This window comes from Mesorhizobium sp. M0243, assembly GCF_040321775.1.
Taxonomy (GTDB): domain Bacteria; phylum Pseudomonadota; class Alphaproteobacteria; order Rhizobiales; family Rhizobiaceae; genus Mesorhizobium.
The window spans coordinates 12,641-28,621 of the sequence record NZ_JAMYSF010000026.1; the positions used below are offsets into that span (position 1 = coordinate 12,641).

General features: G+C 62.9%; 15 protein-coding genes and 2 pseudogenes. 11 read left to right on the forward strand and 6 right to left on the reverse strand.

Annotation, left to right across the window (positions count from 1 at the left end; translation table 11 throughout):
• The first annotated feature begins 18 nt into the window (after window positions 1-18).
• Together NKJ11_RS26435 and NKJ11_RS26440 are read left to right on the forward strand one after the other, a co-directional pair.
• A complete protein-coding gene (locus NKJ11_RS26435) occupies window positions 19-444 on the forward strand; it encodes a putative toxin-antitoxin system toxin component, PIN family (protein ID WP_023813070.1) in 426 nt (141 codons plus the stop codon).
• Window positions 441-701, forward strand: coding sequence for a hypothetical protein (locus NKJ11_RS26440; RefSeq protein WP_023813069.1), 261 nt, complete (start codon window positions 441-443; stop codon window positions 699-701). The genes NKJ11_RS26435 and NKJ11_RS26440 overlap by 4 nt, the downstream gene beginning before the upstream one ends.
• Here the strand turns inward: NKJ11_RS26440 and NKJ11_RS26445 are convergent.
• Window positions 702-1,264, reverse strand: a pseudogene (locus NKJ11_RS26445) (GNAT family N-acetyltransferase).
• Entirely contained in the window at window positions 1,261-2,148 is an 888-nt protein-coding gene (gene serB, locus NKJ11_RS26450) for a phosphoserine phosphatase SerB (RefSeq protein WP_023813068.1), read from the reverse strand. The pseudogene NKJ11_RS26445 and the gene serB overlap by 4 nt, the downstream one beginning before the upstream one ends.
• On the opposite strand from serB, the gene miaA reads away from it, so the two are divergent.
• Window positions 2,147-3,106 carry a tRNA (adenosine(37)-N6)-dimethylallyltransferase MiaA gene (gene miaA, locus NKJ11_RS26455; protein ID WP_352794698.1) on the forward strand — a complete coding sequence of 320 codons (960 nt, stop codon included), beginning with the start codon at window positions 2,147-2,149 and terminating at the stop codon, window positions 3,104-3,106. The genes serB and miaA overlap by 2 nt on opposite strands.
• A 105-nt stretch (window positions 3,107-3,211) precedes the next feature.
• The gene (locus tag NKJ11_RS26460; protein ID WP_128305783.1) at window positions 3,212-4,003 is read left to right on the forward strand and encodes a GGDEF domain-containing protein; all 792 of its coding nucleotides are present in this window, start codon (window positions 3,212-3,214) and stop codon (window positions 4,001-4,003) included.
• A 224-nt stretch (window positions 4,004-4,227) separates the two neighbouring features.
• Here the strand turns inward: NKJ11_RS26460 and NKJ11_RS26465 are convergent, their stop codons facing one another.
• The gene (locus NKJ11_RS26465; RefSeq protein ID WP_352794658.1) at window positions 4,228-6,060 is read right to left on the reverse strand and encodes an ATP-binding protein; all 1,833 of its coding nucleotides are present in this window, start codon (window positions 6,058-6,060) and stop codon (window positions 4,228-4,230) included.
• Between the two features lie 154 nt (window positions 6,061-6,214).
• Here NKJ11_RS26465 and NKJ11_RS26470 point away from each other — a divergent pair, with 154 nt between their 5' ends.
• From NKJ11_RS26470 to NKJ11_RS26480, 3 genes are read left to right on the forward strand one after another with little or no spacing between them, the layout of a single operon-like run.
• Window positions 6,215-6,778: a helix-turn-helix domain-containing protein gene (locus NKJ11_RS26470; protein ID WP_352794660.1), complete on the forward strand. Its 564-nt coding sequence runs from the start codon at window positions 6,215-6,217 to the stop codon at window positions 6,776-6,778.
• A 4-nt stretch (window positions 6,779-6,782) separates the two neighbouring features.
• Window positions 6,783-7,091 (forward strand): hypothetical protein, encoded by a 309-nt coding sequence (locus NKJ11_RS26475; protein WP_352794662.1) that lies wholly within the window; start codon window positions 6,783-6,785, stop codon window positions 7,089-7,091.
• Window positions 7,092-7,135: 44 nt separating this feature from the next.
• A complete protein-coding gene (locus NKJ11_RS26480; protein ID WP_352794664.1) occupies window positions 7,136-7,663 on the forward strand; it encodes a GNAT family N-acetyltransferase in 528 nt (175 codons plus the stop codon).
• Window positions 7,664-7,667: 4 nt separating this feature from the next.
• Here NKJ11_RS26480 and NKJ11_RS26485 read toward each other — a convergent pair whose 3' ends face one another.
• A complete protein-coding gene (locus tag NKJ11_RS26485) occupies window positions 7,668-8,552 on the reverse strand; it encodes a LysR family transcriptional regulator (protein WP_352794665.1) in 885 nt (294 codons plus the stop codon).
• A gap of 122 nt (window positions 8,553-8,674) precedes the next feature.
• On the opposite strand from NKJ11_RS26485, the gene tmpA reads away from it, so the two are divergent.
• Together tmpA and tmpB are read left to right on the forward strand one after the other, a co-directional pair.
• On the forward strand, window positions 8,675-9,826 hold the full coding sequence (tmpA, locus tag NKJ11_RS26490; RefSeq protein ID WP_352794667.1) for a 2-trimethylaminoethylphosphonate dioxygenase: 1,152 nt from the start codon (window positions 8,675-8,677) through the stop codon (window positions 9,824-9,826).
• A complete protein-coding gene (tmpB, locus tag NKJ11_RS26495; protein ID WP_352794669.1) occupies window positions 9,823-10,413 on the forward strand; it encodes a (R)-1-hydroxy-2-trimethylaminoethylphosphonate oxygenase in 591 nt (196 codons plus the stop codon). The genes tmpA and tmpB overlap by 4 nt, the downstream gene beginning before the upstream one ends.
• Window positions 10,414-10,486: 73 nt before the next feature.
• Here tmpB and NKJ11_RS26500 read toward each other — a convergent pair.
• Window positions 10,487-12,306, reverse strand: a pseudogene (locus NKJ11_RS26500) (NAD(P)-binding domain-containing protein).
• Window positions 12,307-12,428: 122 nt separating this feature from the next.
• On the reverse strand, window positions 12,429-12,668 hold the full coding sequence (locus NKJ11_RS26505) for a hypothetical protein (RefSeq protein ID WP_352794671.1): 240 nt from the start codon (window positions 12,666-12,668) through the stop codon (window positions 12,429-12,431).
• Between the two features lie 58 nt (window positions 12,669-12,726).
• Here NKJ11_RS26505 and NKJ11_RS26510 point away from each other — a divergent pair, with 58 nt between their 5' ends.
• Window positions 12,727-13,923 carry a DUF6600 domain-containing protein gene (locus NKJ11_RS26510; RefSeq protein WP_352794673.1) on the forward strand — a complete coding sequence of 399 codons (1,197 nt, stop codon included), beginning with the start codon at window positions 12,727-12,729 and terminating at the stop codon, window positions 13,921-13,923.
• A 257-nt stretch (window positions 13,924-14,180) separates the two neighbouring features.
• On the forward strand, window positions 14,181-15,962 hold the full coding sequence (locus NKJ11_RS26515) for an acetolactate synthase 3 large subunit (protein ID WP_352632315.1): 1,782 nt from the start codon (window positions 14,181-14,183) through the stop codon (window positions 15,960-15,962).
• Window positions 15,963-15,981: the final 19 nt, after the last annotated feature.

Sequence of the window (15,981 nt, forward strand, 5' to 3'; positions counted from 1 at the left end):
GATGTACTATTTTGCCTTGTGAAGCGGATCGTACTGGACACAAACGTTCTGACGGCAGGTTTGCGAAGCAGGAATGGTGCATCGTTCGCTATCTTGCAACTGGTTGCGGACCGGCGGGTTTGCCCATTGGTGACGACAGCGCTGTTTCTTGAATACGAAACCGTTCTGTCCCGACCCGAGCAAATGGCGATTCACGGGTTGTCCACTACGGATTTAGATGGACTGTTGGCCGGCTTTGCGGCCTTGGCCGAGCCGGTCGAACTGCACTTTCTCTGGCGTCCGCAATTGAGCGATCCGAAGGATGAGATGGTGCTGGAAGCGGCGATCAACGGTCGGGCGGATGCGTTGGTGACTCACAATCGCCGGGATTTTGTGGCTGGGGCAGGCCGTTTCGATGTCCAAGTCGTAAGCCCGGCTGAGTTCCTGGAAGGATTTCGAACATGAGCAAAGCGACTTATCCGTTGAAACTCCCGCTTTCGGTCAAGGAGGCGGCCATGCGCTTGGCAAAGGCCGATGGCGTGTCGCTCAATCAGTGGATCGCTTCGGCCGTGGCGCAGAAAGTTGGGGCAATGGAAACAGCGGCCGAGTTCCTGCGTCGTCGGACAGGCGATGCGTCCGCTGACGATTTTGGAAAGCTGCTTGAGCGGGTTGCTGCCGGACCTCCGCAACCTGGCGATGAGCTTCCGCCTGATCGACATTGATCAGCGACATTTCTTTCGCCAATTCTTGGCAGTCAGCCGGTAGAACACATGTCGCTTGAGCGCGGGATGGCTGTCGGGAATGCCGGGGTGGTCGAAGTCGGCGGACGGATCGGCGGTCATGGCGAGGCGTTGCATGACGGCGTGGAGCGGTGGTTGTCATAGACCGCGAAAGACACGATCTCGCCAAGGCCGAGGGTTTCGAAGTCGTGGGCCAGCCAGGCTTCCGAGGCTTCAGTGACATAGCCTTTGCCCCAGAATTCAGGCGCCAGCCGCCAGCCGATCTCGACGGTGCCGGCCGGCAGGAACGGCATATGCTCGGTTCCGGTGATGCCGACAAAGCCGATGCATTCACCGGTGGCGATGATCTCGGCGGCGGCAAAGCCATAGCCGTCGCGGTCGGTCACGCCTCGCAACTCGTCCATCTTGGCATCCGCCTGGGCGCGGTCGCGGCGGAACGGAAAGAACTCCATCACCTGTTCGTCGGAGTTGATGCGGTGGAACAGGTCGCGGTCGCGATCTTCCCAGTTGCGCAGGATCAGGCGCTCGGTACGCATTGGTTTCATTGCACAAACTCCTCCTGCCTGTAGCCTTGCACATAAAGCAGCGCGGTCAGGTCGCCATGATTGATGCGGACCTTGGCCTGTGCCGCCACCGTCGGCTTGGCGTGGAGCGCGACACCGGTACCGGCCAGGCGGATCATGTCGAGATCATTGGCGCCGTCGCCGACGGCGATGGCGTCGGCGGGCGTCAGGCCGAGGCGCGCTGAAATTTCGATCAGCGCGTCCGCCTTGGCGGCGCGGCCGAGGATCGGCTCGCCGACAAGGCCGGTGAAGCGGCCATCCTGCTCGAGCAGGCGATTGGCACGGTTCTCCTGGAAGCCGAGCATGGCGGCGATGCGCGTCGTGAAGACCTCGAACCCGCCAGACACGAGTGCCGTCCAGGCGCCGTTGGCGCGCATGGTCCGGACCAGAACACGGCCGCCCGCGGCCAGCGTCAGGCGATTGGCGACGATGCGATCGACCACGGCGGCGTCGAGGCCCTTGAGCAACGCCACCCGCTCGCGCAAAGCCGGTTCGAAGGCGATCTCACCATTCATGGATCGCGCGGTGATGGCCGCGACATGATCCTTGACGCCGATCTCGTCGGCCAGCTCGTCGATGCATTCCTGGTCGATCATGGTCGAATCCATGTCGGCGATCAGGATTTTCTTGCGGCGGGTTTCTGCCTCTTGGACGATCACGTCGACCGCCTCGCCGGCGAGTGCCTTGCGCAAGACGGCACTCGTAACGGCGGCGTCGGCTGCCTCAGGCAGGACGAGATCGCAGGCAATAGCTTCAGCCAGCCAGACAACAGCGCTTGCGCCGACCGACCGTGAGGCCATATTCGCAAGCGACAGCGACAAAGCGCGCTCAGTGGGACGGGAAACAAGCGTGGCGACGAGCGGCATGGAACATTCCGGCGGGCAGGCGGGCAAGGGCCGCGTGAAGAACGCGATCCTGATAGCCGGGCCGACCGCCAGCGGCAAGTCGGCGCTTGCGCTCGATCTGGCGGAGCACAGGGGTGGCGTGATCGTCAACACCGATTCCATGCAGGGCTATTCGGTGCTCGACGTGCTGACCGCCCGGCCGGAGGCGGCCGACCTCGCCCGCGCACCGCATTATCTTTATGGCCATGTCCAACCGGCCACCGCCTATTCCACCGGCGCCTGGCTGCGCGACGTGATGAAGCTGATCGACGACGGCACATTCTTCGAACGGCCAGTGATTTTCGTCGGCGGCACCGGGCTCTACTTCCGCGCGCTGGCCGAGGGCATTTCGGAAATGCCCGACATTCCGCAGCGGGTCCGCGACCGTTGGCGCTATGAGTTGAAGGAGCAGGGCGCCGTCAAGCTGCACAGCCTGCTGCTGCGCGAGGATTCGGCGGCCGCCATGATGCTCAAGCCAACCGACAGCCAGCGCGTCGTGCGGGCATTGGAGGTTCTCGATGCGTCTGGCCGTTCGATCCTGGAATGGCAGGCGGAACGCGGCCAGCCGCTCATCGACCGGGAAAGCGCGCGTTTCCTGGTGATCGATCCGGATCGGGCGGCGTTGGTCGCTCGCATCGACAAACGCTTCGACCAGATGCTGGACAAGGGCGCGCTGGACGAGGTCAAGCGGCTTGCAGCACTTGGTCTCGATCCCGAATTGCCGGCGATGAAAGCGATCGGCGTTCGCGAACTGCAGGCAGCGATGGCCGGAGAGATTGGCTTTCCCGAGGCAATCGAACGCGCCAAGATCGCGACCAGGCAATATTCCAAGCGGCAAACCACCTGGTTCAGGCATCAATTGGGGCCGGAATGGCTGAGGTTGCGCCCCGGTGATGATCTGGAAACCACGATCTCAGCGCTTGCTTCCGATGCAACCTGAAAAGTTTACCTGCAAGGAAAGGTTCCCGTTGTGGTTGTCCAAATTAACCCTCCGTAAGCCCGCCCATGCCATAAGATCAGTGGGCACTTTTCCAACGGGGAGCAGATGCGTTTCCACAAGGCGGAATCAGCATTTTTCGTCTTTATATTCGTGATCCTGGCCGCCGGCCTGGTGACGCTGCATGCTTACGGACTTCTGCAGTCCTTCGCCGACGAGTTGCATACGGCTTCGGGTCTGGACAAGGTCATCTATCTCAACAAGCTCTTGTTCGCGACCGGCGTGCTCCTGGCCACCGCGCTGTTCTTCGGCATTTTCTTCATCTATCCGCTGATCCGCAAACAGGCGACGGAGGAAGGCAAGCTGCGCGCCATGACGGTCTCGCTCAGCGCGCGCTCGGAAACACTCGAGCATGCGGCGTTGACCGACGGCCTGACCGGCATGCAGAACCGGCGCTATTTCGATGATGCGCTGAAGGAGTATCTCGAGGAGTTCCGGCGCATCGAAAAGCCCGTCGGTCTGATGATCCTCGATCTCGACCATTTCAAGCAGGTCAACGACACCCACGGCCATGACGTCGGCGACGAAGTGCTCAAGGCCGTCGCGAACTGTCTCAAGGACATGACGCGCTACCACGATGTGGTAGCGCGATTGGGCGGCGAGGAGTTCGCCGTGGTCACGCCCAATATGGACGCCGAGCTTCTGGGCAAGTTTGCCGAGCGCATCCGCAAGGCGATCGCCAACATGTCGGTGCTGTCAGGCAATGTCCGCCTCAAGATCACCACCAGCGTCGGGCTCGCCGTCTGGGACCGCAAGGAAACAGCGGAAGAGTTCTATCGCCGCGCCGACCGCCAGCTTTACGAAGCGAAGAGGCAAGGCCGCAACCGCGTCTGCGCCTGAAAATCCCATCACTGAATTCGTGAGGCTGGCCGTCTGGCGCCGTTTTCTGCGCTTCCGATGCTCACGGACTCAAATGTCCGCTCCGCTTCGGTTCTCGAAAACAGCACCACCCGACTCAGCCTGACGAATTCCCTGACGGGATTAACCCAGGCTTTTCCAAACGGATCTCGGAAGCCCTGACTTGGGTGCACAGACCCATCCGCCGATGTGCGTGACGCCCAAACTCAATCGTTTTGCGGGCGCAGGCCGAAGGTTGCGGGCTTGAGGCCGTAGCGCATGTCGAAATCGTCGTCCGATGGCGCGCGCGCGGCGGGTGGCTTGCGGTAGTCGGGATCGCCGGCCTGGCGGCCTGAATCGACGACCTCGGCGAAGGCCATCGCCTGCTGCGTTGATTTAGGCACGTTGCGCAGTCGTTCCACTATCGCCACCAGATCGACATCGTCGCCGGCTTTCGACGAGGCGGCCTCTTCGCGCTTGGCGGTGCCAGGAAGCAGGTGGCTCGGCAGTTTTTCGAACTTCAGCCGCATGGTCGTCGCCACGCCTTCGCCGAAGGCGATGGCTTCGCGCTGGCCCATGGAGGACAGGAAGGCAAGCGTCGAGGCGGAAGAATCGGCAATCGCCGAGCGGATGATCGCCTGGTCCTGCTCATTGGCAAGCCGCATGGCGAAAAAAGTCGAGCATTGCGACAGGATGGTCGGGTCGAGCTCGCCAGGGCGCTGGGTGACGACGCCGAGATAGCAGCCATATTTGCGGCCTTCCTTGGCGATGCGCGACAGCGCGTGCCTGGTCGGCGCGAAGCCGAGACGCGGGTCGGCCGGCATATAGCGGTGCGCCTCTTCGCACAAAAACAGAAGCTGCAGCTTGCCCTCGCTCCACAGAGCGAGATCGAAGGCCAGGCGCGCCAGCACCGAGCAGACGGAATTGACCACTTCGGAAGGCATGCCGGCCATTTCGAAGCAGGTTACCGGGCGGCCATGATGCGGCACGCGGAAGATGTTGCCGATCGTCTCGTGGATGGTGTCCTCGATCAGGCGCGAGTTGAACATGAAGCGATAACGTGGATCGGCCGCCGCCGATTCGATGCGCGTCTTCAGCGATTTGAGCGTCGGGCGATCGGTCTTGCTTTCGAGCATGCCCATGCGCTCATCGATCTGCTTGAGCAGGTCGGCGATGCGGTAAGGCACCGGCGTATCGGCGGTCAGCGCATCGCTGCCGCGCCTGATATAGGAGCCCGAATTCGGGTTGCGGTAGAGATTCTTGGCGGCCGGAATGAGGTCGCGCAAGGCGTCGATTTCTTCCGGCTCGGTCTCGCGGCCCCGGAACAGCACCTCGGCGAATTCCTCCAGCGTGAACATCCAGAACGGAAGATCCAGGGTTTTGGAATCGACCCTGACGCAGTATTCGGGCAGCGATGCAGCGAACTCGTTGTGCGGATCGAGGATCAGGATGCGCAGATCCGGCCTTGCTGCGATCGACTTGCGCAGCAGCAGCGAGACGGCGGTGGATTTGCCGACGCCGGTCGTGCCGACAATGGCGAAGTGACGCGCCAGCGTATCGTCGATGGCGATGTTGGCGGCGATCGTCTCGTCCTGCGCTAGCGTGCCGATCGTGATCGAATGACGCCCCGCGAGGTCATAGACCGCCTGCAGGTCGCGGGTGCGGATGCGATGCGCAACGGCGCCGATATGCGGATAGGTGGTGATGCCGCGGTCGAAGACCGGTTTGGCGCCGGGCTCTGCTCCGTCACGCACTTCGCCGATCAATTCGATGCTGACCTCGATGGCGTTCTGGCCCTCATTGCTCCACGCGCGGTCCGACTTACCGATTGCGTAGACCAGGCCGACGGTTCGCGTCGATCCGAGATTGATGGAAATCATCTTGCCGACCGTCCACAGGCCGGTCACCGCGCCGTCGGCGTCGTTCGCGTAGGCGCTGATGGTGGCGCGCGCGCCATCGCATTGCACGACATTGCCGAGGATGCGCTTGTCGTTCTGCTCTGCGTCGCGGCGCTCCTGCGATGTCGGTGCTCCAACGGAGGCTTCGCGTTCGACATACATGGACAGGCCAATCCCCATTTCCCTGGAACATCGATCCTACCCGAATGGGGTTAAGGCCCGATGAGGTCGGATGGTGTAGAGAGCATTAAGGGGCCCGTGAAAATTGTCGCAAGGCGGCTCTTCTCCGGCGTCTATTTTTCGCTATAATAGACATATGGATGATATAGCGAACGACATTTCCTCGACGATCGGCCGCAGGATACACGCCGAAAGGATCGTGCGGGACTGGTCCCTGGCCGAACTCGCGGAGCGTTCCGGCGTCTCGAAGGCGATGCTCAGCACGATCGAGCGGGGCAAGACCAGCCCGACGGCGGCGCTTCTGGTGCGCATCGCGTCGGCCTTCGGCATGACGCTGTCGACCTTGATCGCGCGCGCGGAATTGCAGGGCGGCGGGCTGTTGCGCGAGGCCGACCAGCCGGTGTGGCGCGATCCCGATACCGGCTATGTCAGGCGGCATCTTTCGCCGGCTTCCGACATGCCGCTGGAGCTGATCAAGGTGCATCTGCCGGCGGGCGCCAAGGTCAGCTTTCCGGCTGCTTCATACGCCTTCATCAAGCAGCAGATATGGCTGATTTCCGGGCGGCTCGAATTCGTCGAAGGTGAGACAGTGCACAGGCTTGTATCAGGCGACTGCCTGGCGCTCGGGGCGCCGTCGGACTGCACCTTCCATGCCCTGGAGCCCGGCGCCGACTATCTCGTCGCGCTGGTCAGGGGCTGACACAATGGCAAGAAGACCAAAGCGCTCCCATAATGGGGGGCCGCCTCTCGATGAGTACAAGGGCCCGCCATGGGGCAAGGACGATCCCTACATCTTTCTTGCCTGGCAGGCCGCCCATGCCAAGGCGTGGAAGGCGCCGAGCCACGAGGTGATGCTGCTGCGCATGGACAGAGCCGAGCGGCTTGGCCTGACCTATGAGGAGTACACGCTCGAGATCCTCGAGCGCGGGCGGCATCTCGGGCACGAAGACGCCGACCGCATCAGCGCCATCAAGGCGGCGCGAAAGCGACGCCGCGCGCGCCATCTGGACTGACAGCAATGCGCCCGCTTCTATCTCAATCACAGGATATCCTGCACATGAACTCGATCGAGATCGCAACCCTGAACCCGGCTGCCGAGACGCAGGACATGCTGGCCGAATTGCTGGTCGCAACGGTGGCGGCCGGCGGTTCGGTCAGCTTCATGCATCCGTTGGCGCCGCAGGCGGCAAGGACGTTCTGGGAAAAATCGCTGGCCGCGGCGGCAAGGGGCGAAAGATCGGTGCTTGGCGCCTGGGATGGCAAAAACCTGGTCGGCACCGTGACCTTGCTGCTCGATTGTCCGCCCAACCAGCCGCACCGGGCCGAGATCGCCAAACTGATGACATCAGTCGACCACCGGGGCAGGGGTGTGGGAACGCGCCTGATGCGGGCCGCCGAGAGCCTTGCGGTGGAGAAAGGCCGCACGCTGCTGGTTCTGGACACGGCGACCGAGGAGGGCGCTTCCGGCCTCTATGAGCGGCTGGGCTTCACGCTGGCCGGCGAGATACCGGACTATGCCCTGAAGCCGCATGGCGGGCTGACCGGCACGCTGATCTACTGGAAGCGGATCGGGCCAATCTCGTAACCAGTCATGCCGGCGCCGGCGCGGAGAGGCGTGACAGCAGCCACTGGCGAAAATCCTGTTCGGCACCGGTCAGGCGTGCTGTCGACGCCTTGGTCAGGAAATGCCCCGATGTGCTGGAAAGTTCATAGTCGGAAAGCCTGACCAGCGTCTTGCTGTCGAGCGCCGCATCGACCAGCGGCCGCGAGCCCAAAAGCACGCCGGCGCCGGCGCTCGCCGCCTCCATGGCGGTGACGAAACTGTCGAAGCGGTGCGATCGTCTGGGATGGCCAGCCAGTCCAGCGGCGGCGAACCATTCCGCCCACATCTCGCGCGCGCCGGCGACCAGAAGCAGCGGCAGGGAAGGCCAGTCGGCGTTGCCGGCGAGCGCAGGTGCGGCCACCGGCACGAGCCGCTCGGCGGTCAGTCTGTCGGCTTCGCGGCCGGGGAAGGATCCGTTGCCGAAGCGGATGTCGAGCACCGAGCCCGGCAGATCGTAGTCAGCAGGGCGATGGATCGTCACCAGATCGAGCTGGATGCGCGGCAGTGCCTTCGCGAGATCGGGCAGCGCCGGAACCAGCATGAGCAAGGCAAAGGAGATCGGCGCCCGGATGGTCACGGTCTGGACGGCACGCGGCTCGAACAGTTCCGCGGTGCTGTTGCCGATGGTGGCGAAGGCCGACTGGATGTGAGGCAGGTAGGCTGCTCCCTCCGGCGACAGTGCGACGCCCCGCGCCAGCCGCGAAAACAAACGTGTCTTGAGCCGCTCCTCGAGAAACCGGATGTGCTGGCTGACGGCTGCCTGGGTGAGACCGAGCTCGGCTGCCGCCGCGGTGAAATTCGACAGCCGCGCCGCCGCCTCGAAACTGCGCAGCCAGTCCAGAGGCGGCACGGGTGTATTTGTACGAGCCATTAGTATTCGGCGGTCATTGGCCAAAAAATGATAATTTGAATTATGCCTGTCGCGCGATCAACATGCAATCGAAACCCTGCGGATCAGGCTGCGGGGGACGCAATGGACAGGAACGGATCTCCATGCTCACCCAGGCGCGGATCGGCGACGAAGGCAGAACAATCGACCTTGGCTGGCAGGACGGGTCGCGCAGCCGTTTTCACGCCATGTGGCTGCGCGACAATGCGCTGGACGACAAGACGCGCAGCGCCGGCAATGGTCAACGGCTCATCACCATTCTCGACATTCCCGCCGACACCAGGATCGGCGCCGCATCGATCAAAGGCGGCGCCCTGGAAGTCAGCTTCGTGCCCGAGCAGAAGACGGTCAGCTTTCCCGCGGCATGGCTGAGCGCCAATGCCTATGATCGTGACGCAGGCCGCCAGCCCGGCTGGACAGGCGAGGCCACCGTGCGATGGACCAAGGCCTCGATGCAGAATTCGGTGCCGCGCGCCGGCTATGTTGCGGCCAGCCGCGATCGCGCTGTGCTGGGGCAATGGCTGTCGGCGGTGAAAACCTATGGCTTCGCGGTGATGGACGATCTGCCGACCGAATCCGGGGCACTGTGCAAAGTGTCCGATCTTTTCGGCTACATCAGGGAAACCAATTACGGGCGCTGGTTCGAAGTGCGCGCCGAGGTCAATCCGAACAATCTCGCCTACACGAATCTCGGCCTCCAGGCGCACACCGACAATCCCTATCGCGACCCTGTGCCGACGCTGCAGATCCTGTCCTGCATCGAAAATACGGTTGAGGGTGGCGAGTCCAGCGTCGTCGACGGTTTTGCCGTCGCGGCCGCGCTGCAGGCTGAGAACCCCGAAGGCTTCCGGCTGTTGAGTTCATGCCCGGCGCGCTTCGAATATGCCGGCTCATCGGGTGTGCGACTGCAGGCGAAGCGGCCAATGATCGAGCTCGGGCCTGATGGCGAGCTGATCTGCATCCGCTTCAACAACCGTTCGCTGGCGCCGACGGTCGATGTGCCGTTCGCCGACATGGAAGCCTACTACGCCGCCTATCGCCGGTTCGCCGAGCTGATCGAGGATCCGTCCTTCGAAGTTACGTTCAAGCTCGAAGCGGGGCAGGCCTTCATCGTCGACAACACGCGCGTCATGCATGCGCGCAAGGCGTTTTCCGGCACCGGCAAACGCTGGCTGCAGGGTTGCTATGCCGACAAGGACGGCCTGCTGTCGACGCTCGCGGCGATCGAGCACGGGTTCAAGGAGGCCGCGGAATGAGCGGCCAGGATTTGAACGCCGACACGATCGTCGAATTCATCGCCGACATTTTTGAACGCCGGGGCGCGGAATCCTATCTCGGCGAACCCGTCACCATGTCGGAGCACATGCTGCAGGGCGCCTGGTTCGCTGAAAAGGACGGCGCGCCCGATGAACTGGTCGCGGCGGCCCTGCTGCACGACATCGGCCACTACACCAGCGAGTTCGGCACCTATTCGCCCGAGGATGTCGAGGACAAGCATCATGACGAGGCCGGCGGCGAGGTGCTGGCGCCGTTCTTTCCACCTGTCATCGTCGAATGCGTCAGGCTGCATGTCGCGGCCAAACGCTATCTCTGCGCCACCGACCCGACCTATTTCGGCAAGCTCTCGCAGGCGTCGGTCCACACGTTGTCGCTGCAGGGAGGGCCGATGAACGCCGATGAGGTGGCAGAGTTCCGCAAGAACCCCTTTCACGAGGAAGCGGTCCGGGTCCGCATCTGGGACGAGAGCGGCAAGATCGCCAACATGAAGACACGAACGTTTCGCGATTACGTGCCGCTGCTGCAGCGCGTGGTGACGCAGTTCGCGGCGGATAGACCGGCGTAGTCAGTTCATCCTGGCAAGGAGGCAGGGTGCAAGCCATGCCTCCTTCATGTTGCCCGGCCGGAATGGCGGTCGCCTATCCCTTATGGTGGACCTGCTGCAGGCCGTAGACCGGCGTCGCGATGCCTGCATGCCGCGCCTTCAATTGCAGCGACAGGAACTGCGAATAGTGGCGTGACTGGTGCAGATTGCCGCCATGGAACCACAGCGCTTCCTGTTGCGTCGGCTTCCACATGTTGCGCAACTCGCCTTCCCAGGGGCCGGGATCCTTGGTGGTGTCCGAGCCAAGGCCCCAGCATTTGCCGACCTTGTCGGCGGTTTCGCGAGATATCAGATCGGCGGCCCAACCGTTCATCGAGCCGTAGCCGGTGGCGTAGACGATGAGGTCCGCAGGCAGTTCCGACCCGTCGCTGAGCAGAACAGAGTGCTGCTTGATTTCCTCGACGTCGACGCCGCTCTTCAGCTTGATCGAACCGTCGATGACCAGCTGCGAGGCGCCAACATCGATATAATAGCCGGAGCCGCGCCGGAGATACTTCATGAACAGGCCGGATTCGTCGTCGCCCCAGTCGAGCATGAAGCCGGCCTTTTCCAGACCCTTGTAGAATGCCGCGTCGCGCTTCTTCATCTCGGCATAGGCCGGGATCTGGAACTCGTGCAGGATCTTGTAGGGCAGCGAAGCGAAGATGAGATCGGCCTTGGCGGTGGTGATGCCATTCTGCAGCGCCTGCTCCGAATAGAGCGAACCCAGTCCGATTTCCATCAACGTGTCGGACCTGGAGATATGGGTGCTCGAGCGTTGCACCATGGTCACGTCGGCACCAGCTTCCCAAAGTGCCGCAGCGATGTCATGGGCGGAATTGTTGGATCCGATGACAACGGCTTTTTTGCCGGCATAGGCGTCGGGACCCGGATGCTTCGACGAGTGGTGCTGGTCGCCCTTGAAGGTCTCCATGCCCTTGAATTTTGGCAGATTGGCCTTGCCGGACTGTCCGGTCGCCAGCACCAGCTGCTTGGGCCTCAGCGTGATGTCCTTGCCGTCGCGGTGGACGACGACGGTCCATTCCTTTTTCTTGTCGTCATAGGAAGCGCTTTTGGCCTCGGTCGAGGACCAGTAATTCAGCTCCATCACCTTGGTATACATTTCCAGCCAGTCGCCGATCTTGTCCTTGGGCGAGAAAACCGGCCAGTTCTTCGGGAAATCGATATAGGGCAGATGGTCGTACCAGACCGGGTCATGCAGGCAGAGCGACTTGTAGCGCTTGCGCCAGCTGTCGCCGGCGCGCTCGTTCTTCTCGATGATGATGGTCGGCACGCCAAGCTGCCGCAGCCGCGCGCCGAGCGCGATACCGCCCTGGCCGCCACCGATGATCACCGTATAGGGCTGCGTCTTGAAGCCGAGTTCGGCGGCTTCCCTCTCGCGTTCTTCTTTCCATGTCGGACGGTTCTTGCCCGAGCCGTGCCTGGCGCCCATCGGCCGCGCAAAGCCTGCCGGCTCCTCGTGGCCTTTCAGTCCGGCCATGGTGGTCAGCAGCGTCCAGATCTTGCCGTTCTTCAGCCTGATATGGCCGAAGCCGCGTGCCACTTCCGTCTCGAAGCTGATCCAGCCCTCGATCAGCCCGCCGCTCTCGGTCGCGTCCTCGCCCTTGGCGATTGAAAAATGCGATGGCCTGGTTTCGACAACTGGCTTTTCAGCATGTCGCGGACCTGGTCGCGGCCTTCCATGGTCTTGATGTTCCAGGTGAAGGTAACAAGGTCGCGCCAGTAGCAATCCTCCTGAAAGCAATCGACCGCCTTCTCGATGTCATTGGCAGCAAGCGCGGCGCCGAATTGATCGAGCAGGTCGGACAGTTTCTTGCTAGGGGCCGTGTTCTTGCTAGAGGGCTTGTCGAGCATCAGGTTTCCTCCCGTGAAATCCAGATCGTCATGGTGGTGGCTCCGCCGGGCTCGCCGCCGGACGATCAAGTATCGTCAGAGATGGCGGCCCTCGTCACGCCCCACCATAGTTTCCAGCGATTTCAATGGTCTATCCTATAAGTGAGATCGCCGGACAGTTTCGGAATCGCTCGGGCGCCGGAAACGAACGTTCCATTTGTGAATGCCGCGCCGGTCGCGCAAAATTGATGGTCAAATGCCGCAATGCGGTCACCGAGGCCGATGACAACCGATCGGTGAGAAGCCGGGAAGCGGTGGCGGGCAACAGGACGGTTCCCGGGATTTTCTGGATGCGGAACTCTGGAGCCCGTTATGATCATCATACCTTTTATCCAAGCGTCTTCATGTCGCTCCCTTGGCCGGCGTGGACGCGCAGCAGCAATGGCCGCGGTCATGGCCTTGAGCGCGACCCTGACCGGCCCGCTGGTGCTGCCCGGAACGCAGGCGCATGCGGCGGAAATTGCCGTTACCGTCCGCGAAAGGCTTTCGAACTATGGCGGATGGCGAACCTCCAGCCGCTTCGGCGATGTCTGGGTTCCCTCGGTCCGTACCGAATGGCGACCCTACACCGACGGCAGGTGGGTCTGGACCGACGATGGCTGGTACTGGCAGTCCACCGAGCCATTCGGCGATGTCGTCTATCACTATGGCCGCTGGGCCTATGATCCCGATTTCGGCTGGGTGTGGATCGCCGGCGATCAATGGGCGCCGGCCTGGGTGGTCTGGCGCCAGGGTGGCAACGATGTCGGCTGGGCTCCGGCACCCCCCGATGTCGACGTCGCCTTCGACGACGCCTGGTGGTGTTTCGTGCCGGTGGCGGCGATCGGCGCGGTCGATCTGGTCAGAGTGGTACGGCCTGCCACTGAGAACGTCGTCATCGCGCGCAACACGACGATCATCAACCAGACGGTCGTGGTCAACAATGCGCCGCATGTGCGGCTCGGCAACCAGGTCGTTGCGATCAATGCCGGACCCCGGCTGCAGCAGTTCCCGAAGCCCGTCATCGAATCGATCAAGGCAGCAAGAGTGGTTCCACCGCGCAAAGGGGTGTTTGCCAGTGCACGGCTCGATGCTTCCAGGGGCGCCGAGATCAAGAGGCTGGCCGGCAATGGAACGCCCGCCGCCAGGGCGGCCAATGGAAATGGGCAAACCGTGGCGGGTCATGGCGTCAAGACGCTGACCGGCGGCAAGGCCATTTCCCGCGGCGCGGTGGCTGCCAGCAATCCGGCCGTCGTGAAGCCTGGCGACGCCGTGCGCAAGCGGATGGCCGCCGGCAACGGCGCGAAGGCCGATGCGCTCAAGCTGCATGCCGACAGGACCGCGGGCGACGGACGCATCGTTGTCAAATCGTCGCCCAAACGGGGTTCGCCCAAACCGGTTTCGCCCAAGCCGGTTTCGGGGCAGCGTCCAGCACTCGGTGGCGGGCAACAAAAGCCGCATCAGCAAGCGTTGGCAATGCACATGCCCCAGCACCATGGCCCGGCAAGGGTGGCACCCCACCATCCGCCAGCGAAGATGGAGGCCAGGAAGGCGTCCAGATGCGATCCACGCGTTTCCCGCTGCAAGGCGCCGGGCTGACCACCTCGATCGTGCCGGCACGCTGTGCGCGCCGGCGCGATTTTTCCCGTTGACAGGCTGCCTTGCCCGCCCTTAGTGTCCGCCACCATGAAAACGGCACTCATTCTCGTAGGAAAGCGCGTGGGCAAGGCGGTGTAACCGCCGGGCGAAAACCCCCCATGCGCAAGACACAGGCTCCCTCGGGGGCCTTTTTTATTGCCTGAAACACGACTAAACGACCAGCAAACGCCCAATGGCGACAGTACGGGACCAGACCGATGAGCAACGGACAGAACGAGCGGCGCGAGATGACAGGTGCCGAAATGGTGGTGCAGGCGCTGAAGGACAATGGCGTCAAGCATGTCTTCGGCTATCCCGGCGGCGCTGTCCTTCCGATCTATGACGAGATCTTCCAGCAGGACGATGTCGAGCACATACTGGTGCGCCACGAGCAGGGCGCCGGCCATGCAGCCGAAGGCTATGCGCGCTCGACCGGCAAGGCCGGCGTCATGCTGGTGACCTCCGGCCCCGGTGCCACCAATGCCGTGACGCCGCTGCAGGACGCGCTGATGGATTCGATCCCGCTGGTCTGCCTGACGGGGCAGGTGCCGACCTCGCTGATCGGCTCCGACGCTTTTCAGGAATGCGATACGGTTGGCATTACCCGCCCCTGCACCAAGCACAACTGGCTGGTGAAGGACGTGAACGAGCTCGCTGCGACCATCCACGAGGCTTTCCATGTCGCGACCACCGGCCGCCCCGGTCCGGTCGTCGTCGATATCCCGAAGGACGTGCAGTTCGCCAGGGGATTCTACGTCCCGCCGCAGATCGCGCCGCGCACCAGCTACCAGCCAAAGGTCCAGGGCGACCTGGAAAAGATCAAGGCGGCGGTCGAGCTGATGGCCGGTGCCAAGAAGCCGATCATCTACAGCGGCGGCGGCGTCATCAATTCCGGCCCGGAAGCGAGCCATCTGCTGCGCGAACTGGTCGATCTCACCGGTTTCCCGATCACCTCGACGCTGATGGGCCTCGGCGCCTATCCAGCATCGGGCAAGAACTGGATGGGCATGCTCGGCATGCACGGCACCTATGAAGCCAACATGGCCATGCATGACTGCGACGTGATGATCTGCATCGGCGCGCGTTTCGACGACCGCATCACCGGGCGGCTGACCGCCTTCTCGCCGAACTCGAAGAAGATCCACATCGACATCGATCCGTCGTCGATCAACAAGAACGTCCACACCGAGGTCCCGATCATCGGCGATGTCGGCCGGGTGCTGGAGGATATGGTGCGGCTGTGGCGTGCGAGCGCCAAGGCCGACAAGAAGGCGCTCTACCCCTGGTGGGAGCAGATCGCCAAATGGCGTGCGCGCGACTCGCTCGCCTACAAGATGAACAATGACGTGATCATGCCGCAATACGCCATCGAGCGGCTCTACGAACTGACCAAGGGTCTGGACACTTACATCACCACCGAGGTCGGCCAGCACCAGATGTGGGCGGCGCAGCACTATCATTTCGAGAAGCCGAACCGCTGGATGACGTCGGGCGGGCTGGGCACGATGGGCTACGGCCTGCCGGCGGCGCTCGGCGTGCAGATCGCGCATCCCGACGCGCTGGTCATCGACATTGCCGGCGACGCCTCCGTGCAGATGACGATGCAGGAGATGAGCGCGGCCGTGCAGCACGACGCGCCGATCAAGATCTTCATCCTGAACAACCAGTATATGGGCATGGTGCGGCAGTGGCAGCAGTTGCTGCACGGCAACCGGCTGTCGCATTCGTACACCGAGGCGATGCCGGACTTCGTCAAGCTGGCCGAGGCCTATGGCGGCCACGGCATTCGCTGCGAGAAGCCGGACGAGCTGGACGACGCGATCAAGGAGATGATCTCGGTCAGGAAGCCGGTGCTGTTCGACTGCCGCGTGGCGACGCTCGCCAACTGCTTCCCGATGATCCCGTCAGGCAAGGCGCACAACGAGATGCTGTTGCCCGACGAGGCGACCGACGAGGCGGTGGCCAACGCCATCGACGCCAAGGGCAGGGAACTGGTGTAGCCGGCAGAACCAAGGCAGG

Coding starts and splice junctions, on each gene's coding strand:
- NKJ11_RS26440 (WP_023813069.1), top strand. CDS start 441: ATGAGCAAAGCGACTTATCCGTTGAAACTCCCGCTTTCGGTCAAGGAG.
- NKJ11_RS26475 (WP_352794662.1), top strand. CDS start 6,783: ATGGCAAGAAGACCAAAGCGCTCCCATAATGGGGGGCCGCCTCTCGAT.
- tmpA (WP_352794667.1), top strand. CDS start 8,675: ATGCTCACCCAGGCGCGGATCGGCGACGAAGGCAGAACAATCGACCTT.
- NKJ11_RS26510 (WP_352794673.1), top strand. CDS start 12,727: ATGGCCGCGGTCATGGCCTTGAGCGCGACCCTGACCGGCCCGCTGGTG.
- miaA (WP_352794698.1), top strand. CDS start 2,147: ATGGAACATTCCGGCGGGCAGGCGGGCAAGGGCCGCGTGAAGAACGCG.
- NKJ11_RS26460 (WP_128305783.1), top strand. CDS start 3,212: ATGCGTTTCCACAAGGCGGAATCAGCATTTTTCGTCTTTATATTCGTG.
- serB (WP_023813068.1), bottom strand. CDS start 2,148: ATGCCGCTCGTCGCCACGCTTGTTTCCCGTCCCACTGAGCGCGCTTTG.
- NKJ11_RS26485 (WP_352794665.1), bottom strand. CDS start 8,552: ATGGCTCGTACAAATACACCCGTGCCGCCTCTGGACTGGCTGCGCAGT.
- NKJ11_RS26465 (WP_352794658.1), bottom strand. CDS start 6,060: ATGTATGTCGAACGCGAAGCCTCCGTTGGAGCACCGACATCGCAGGAG.
- tmpB (WP_352794669.1), top strand. CDS start 9,823: ATGAGCGGCCAGGATTTGAACGCCGACACGATCGTCGAATTCATCGCC.
- NKJ11_RS26470 (WP_352794660.1), top strand. CDS start 6,215: ATGGATGATATAGCGAACGACATTTCCTCGACGATCGGCCGCAGGATA.
- NKJ11_RS26480 (WP_352794664.1), top strand. CDS start 7,136: ATGAACTCGATCGAGATCGCAACCCTGAACCCGGCTGCCGAGACGCAG.
- NKJ11_RS26505 (WP_352794671.1), bottom strand. CDS start 12,668: ATGATGATCATAACGGGCTCCAGAGTTCCGCATCCAGAAAATCCCGGG.
- NKJ11_RS26515 (WP_352632315.1), top strand. CDS start 14,181: ATGAGCAACGGACAGAACGAGCGGCGCGAGATGACAGGTGCCGAAATG.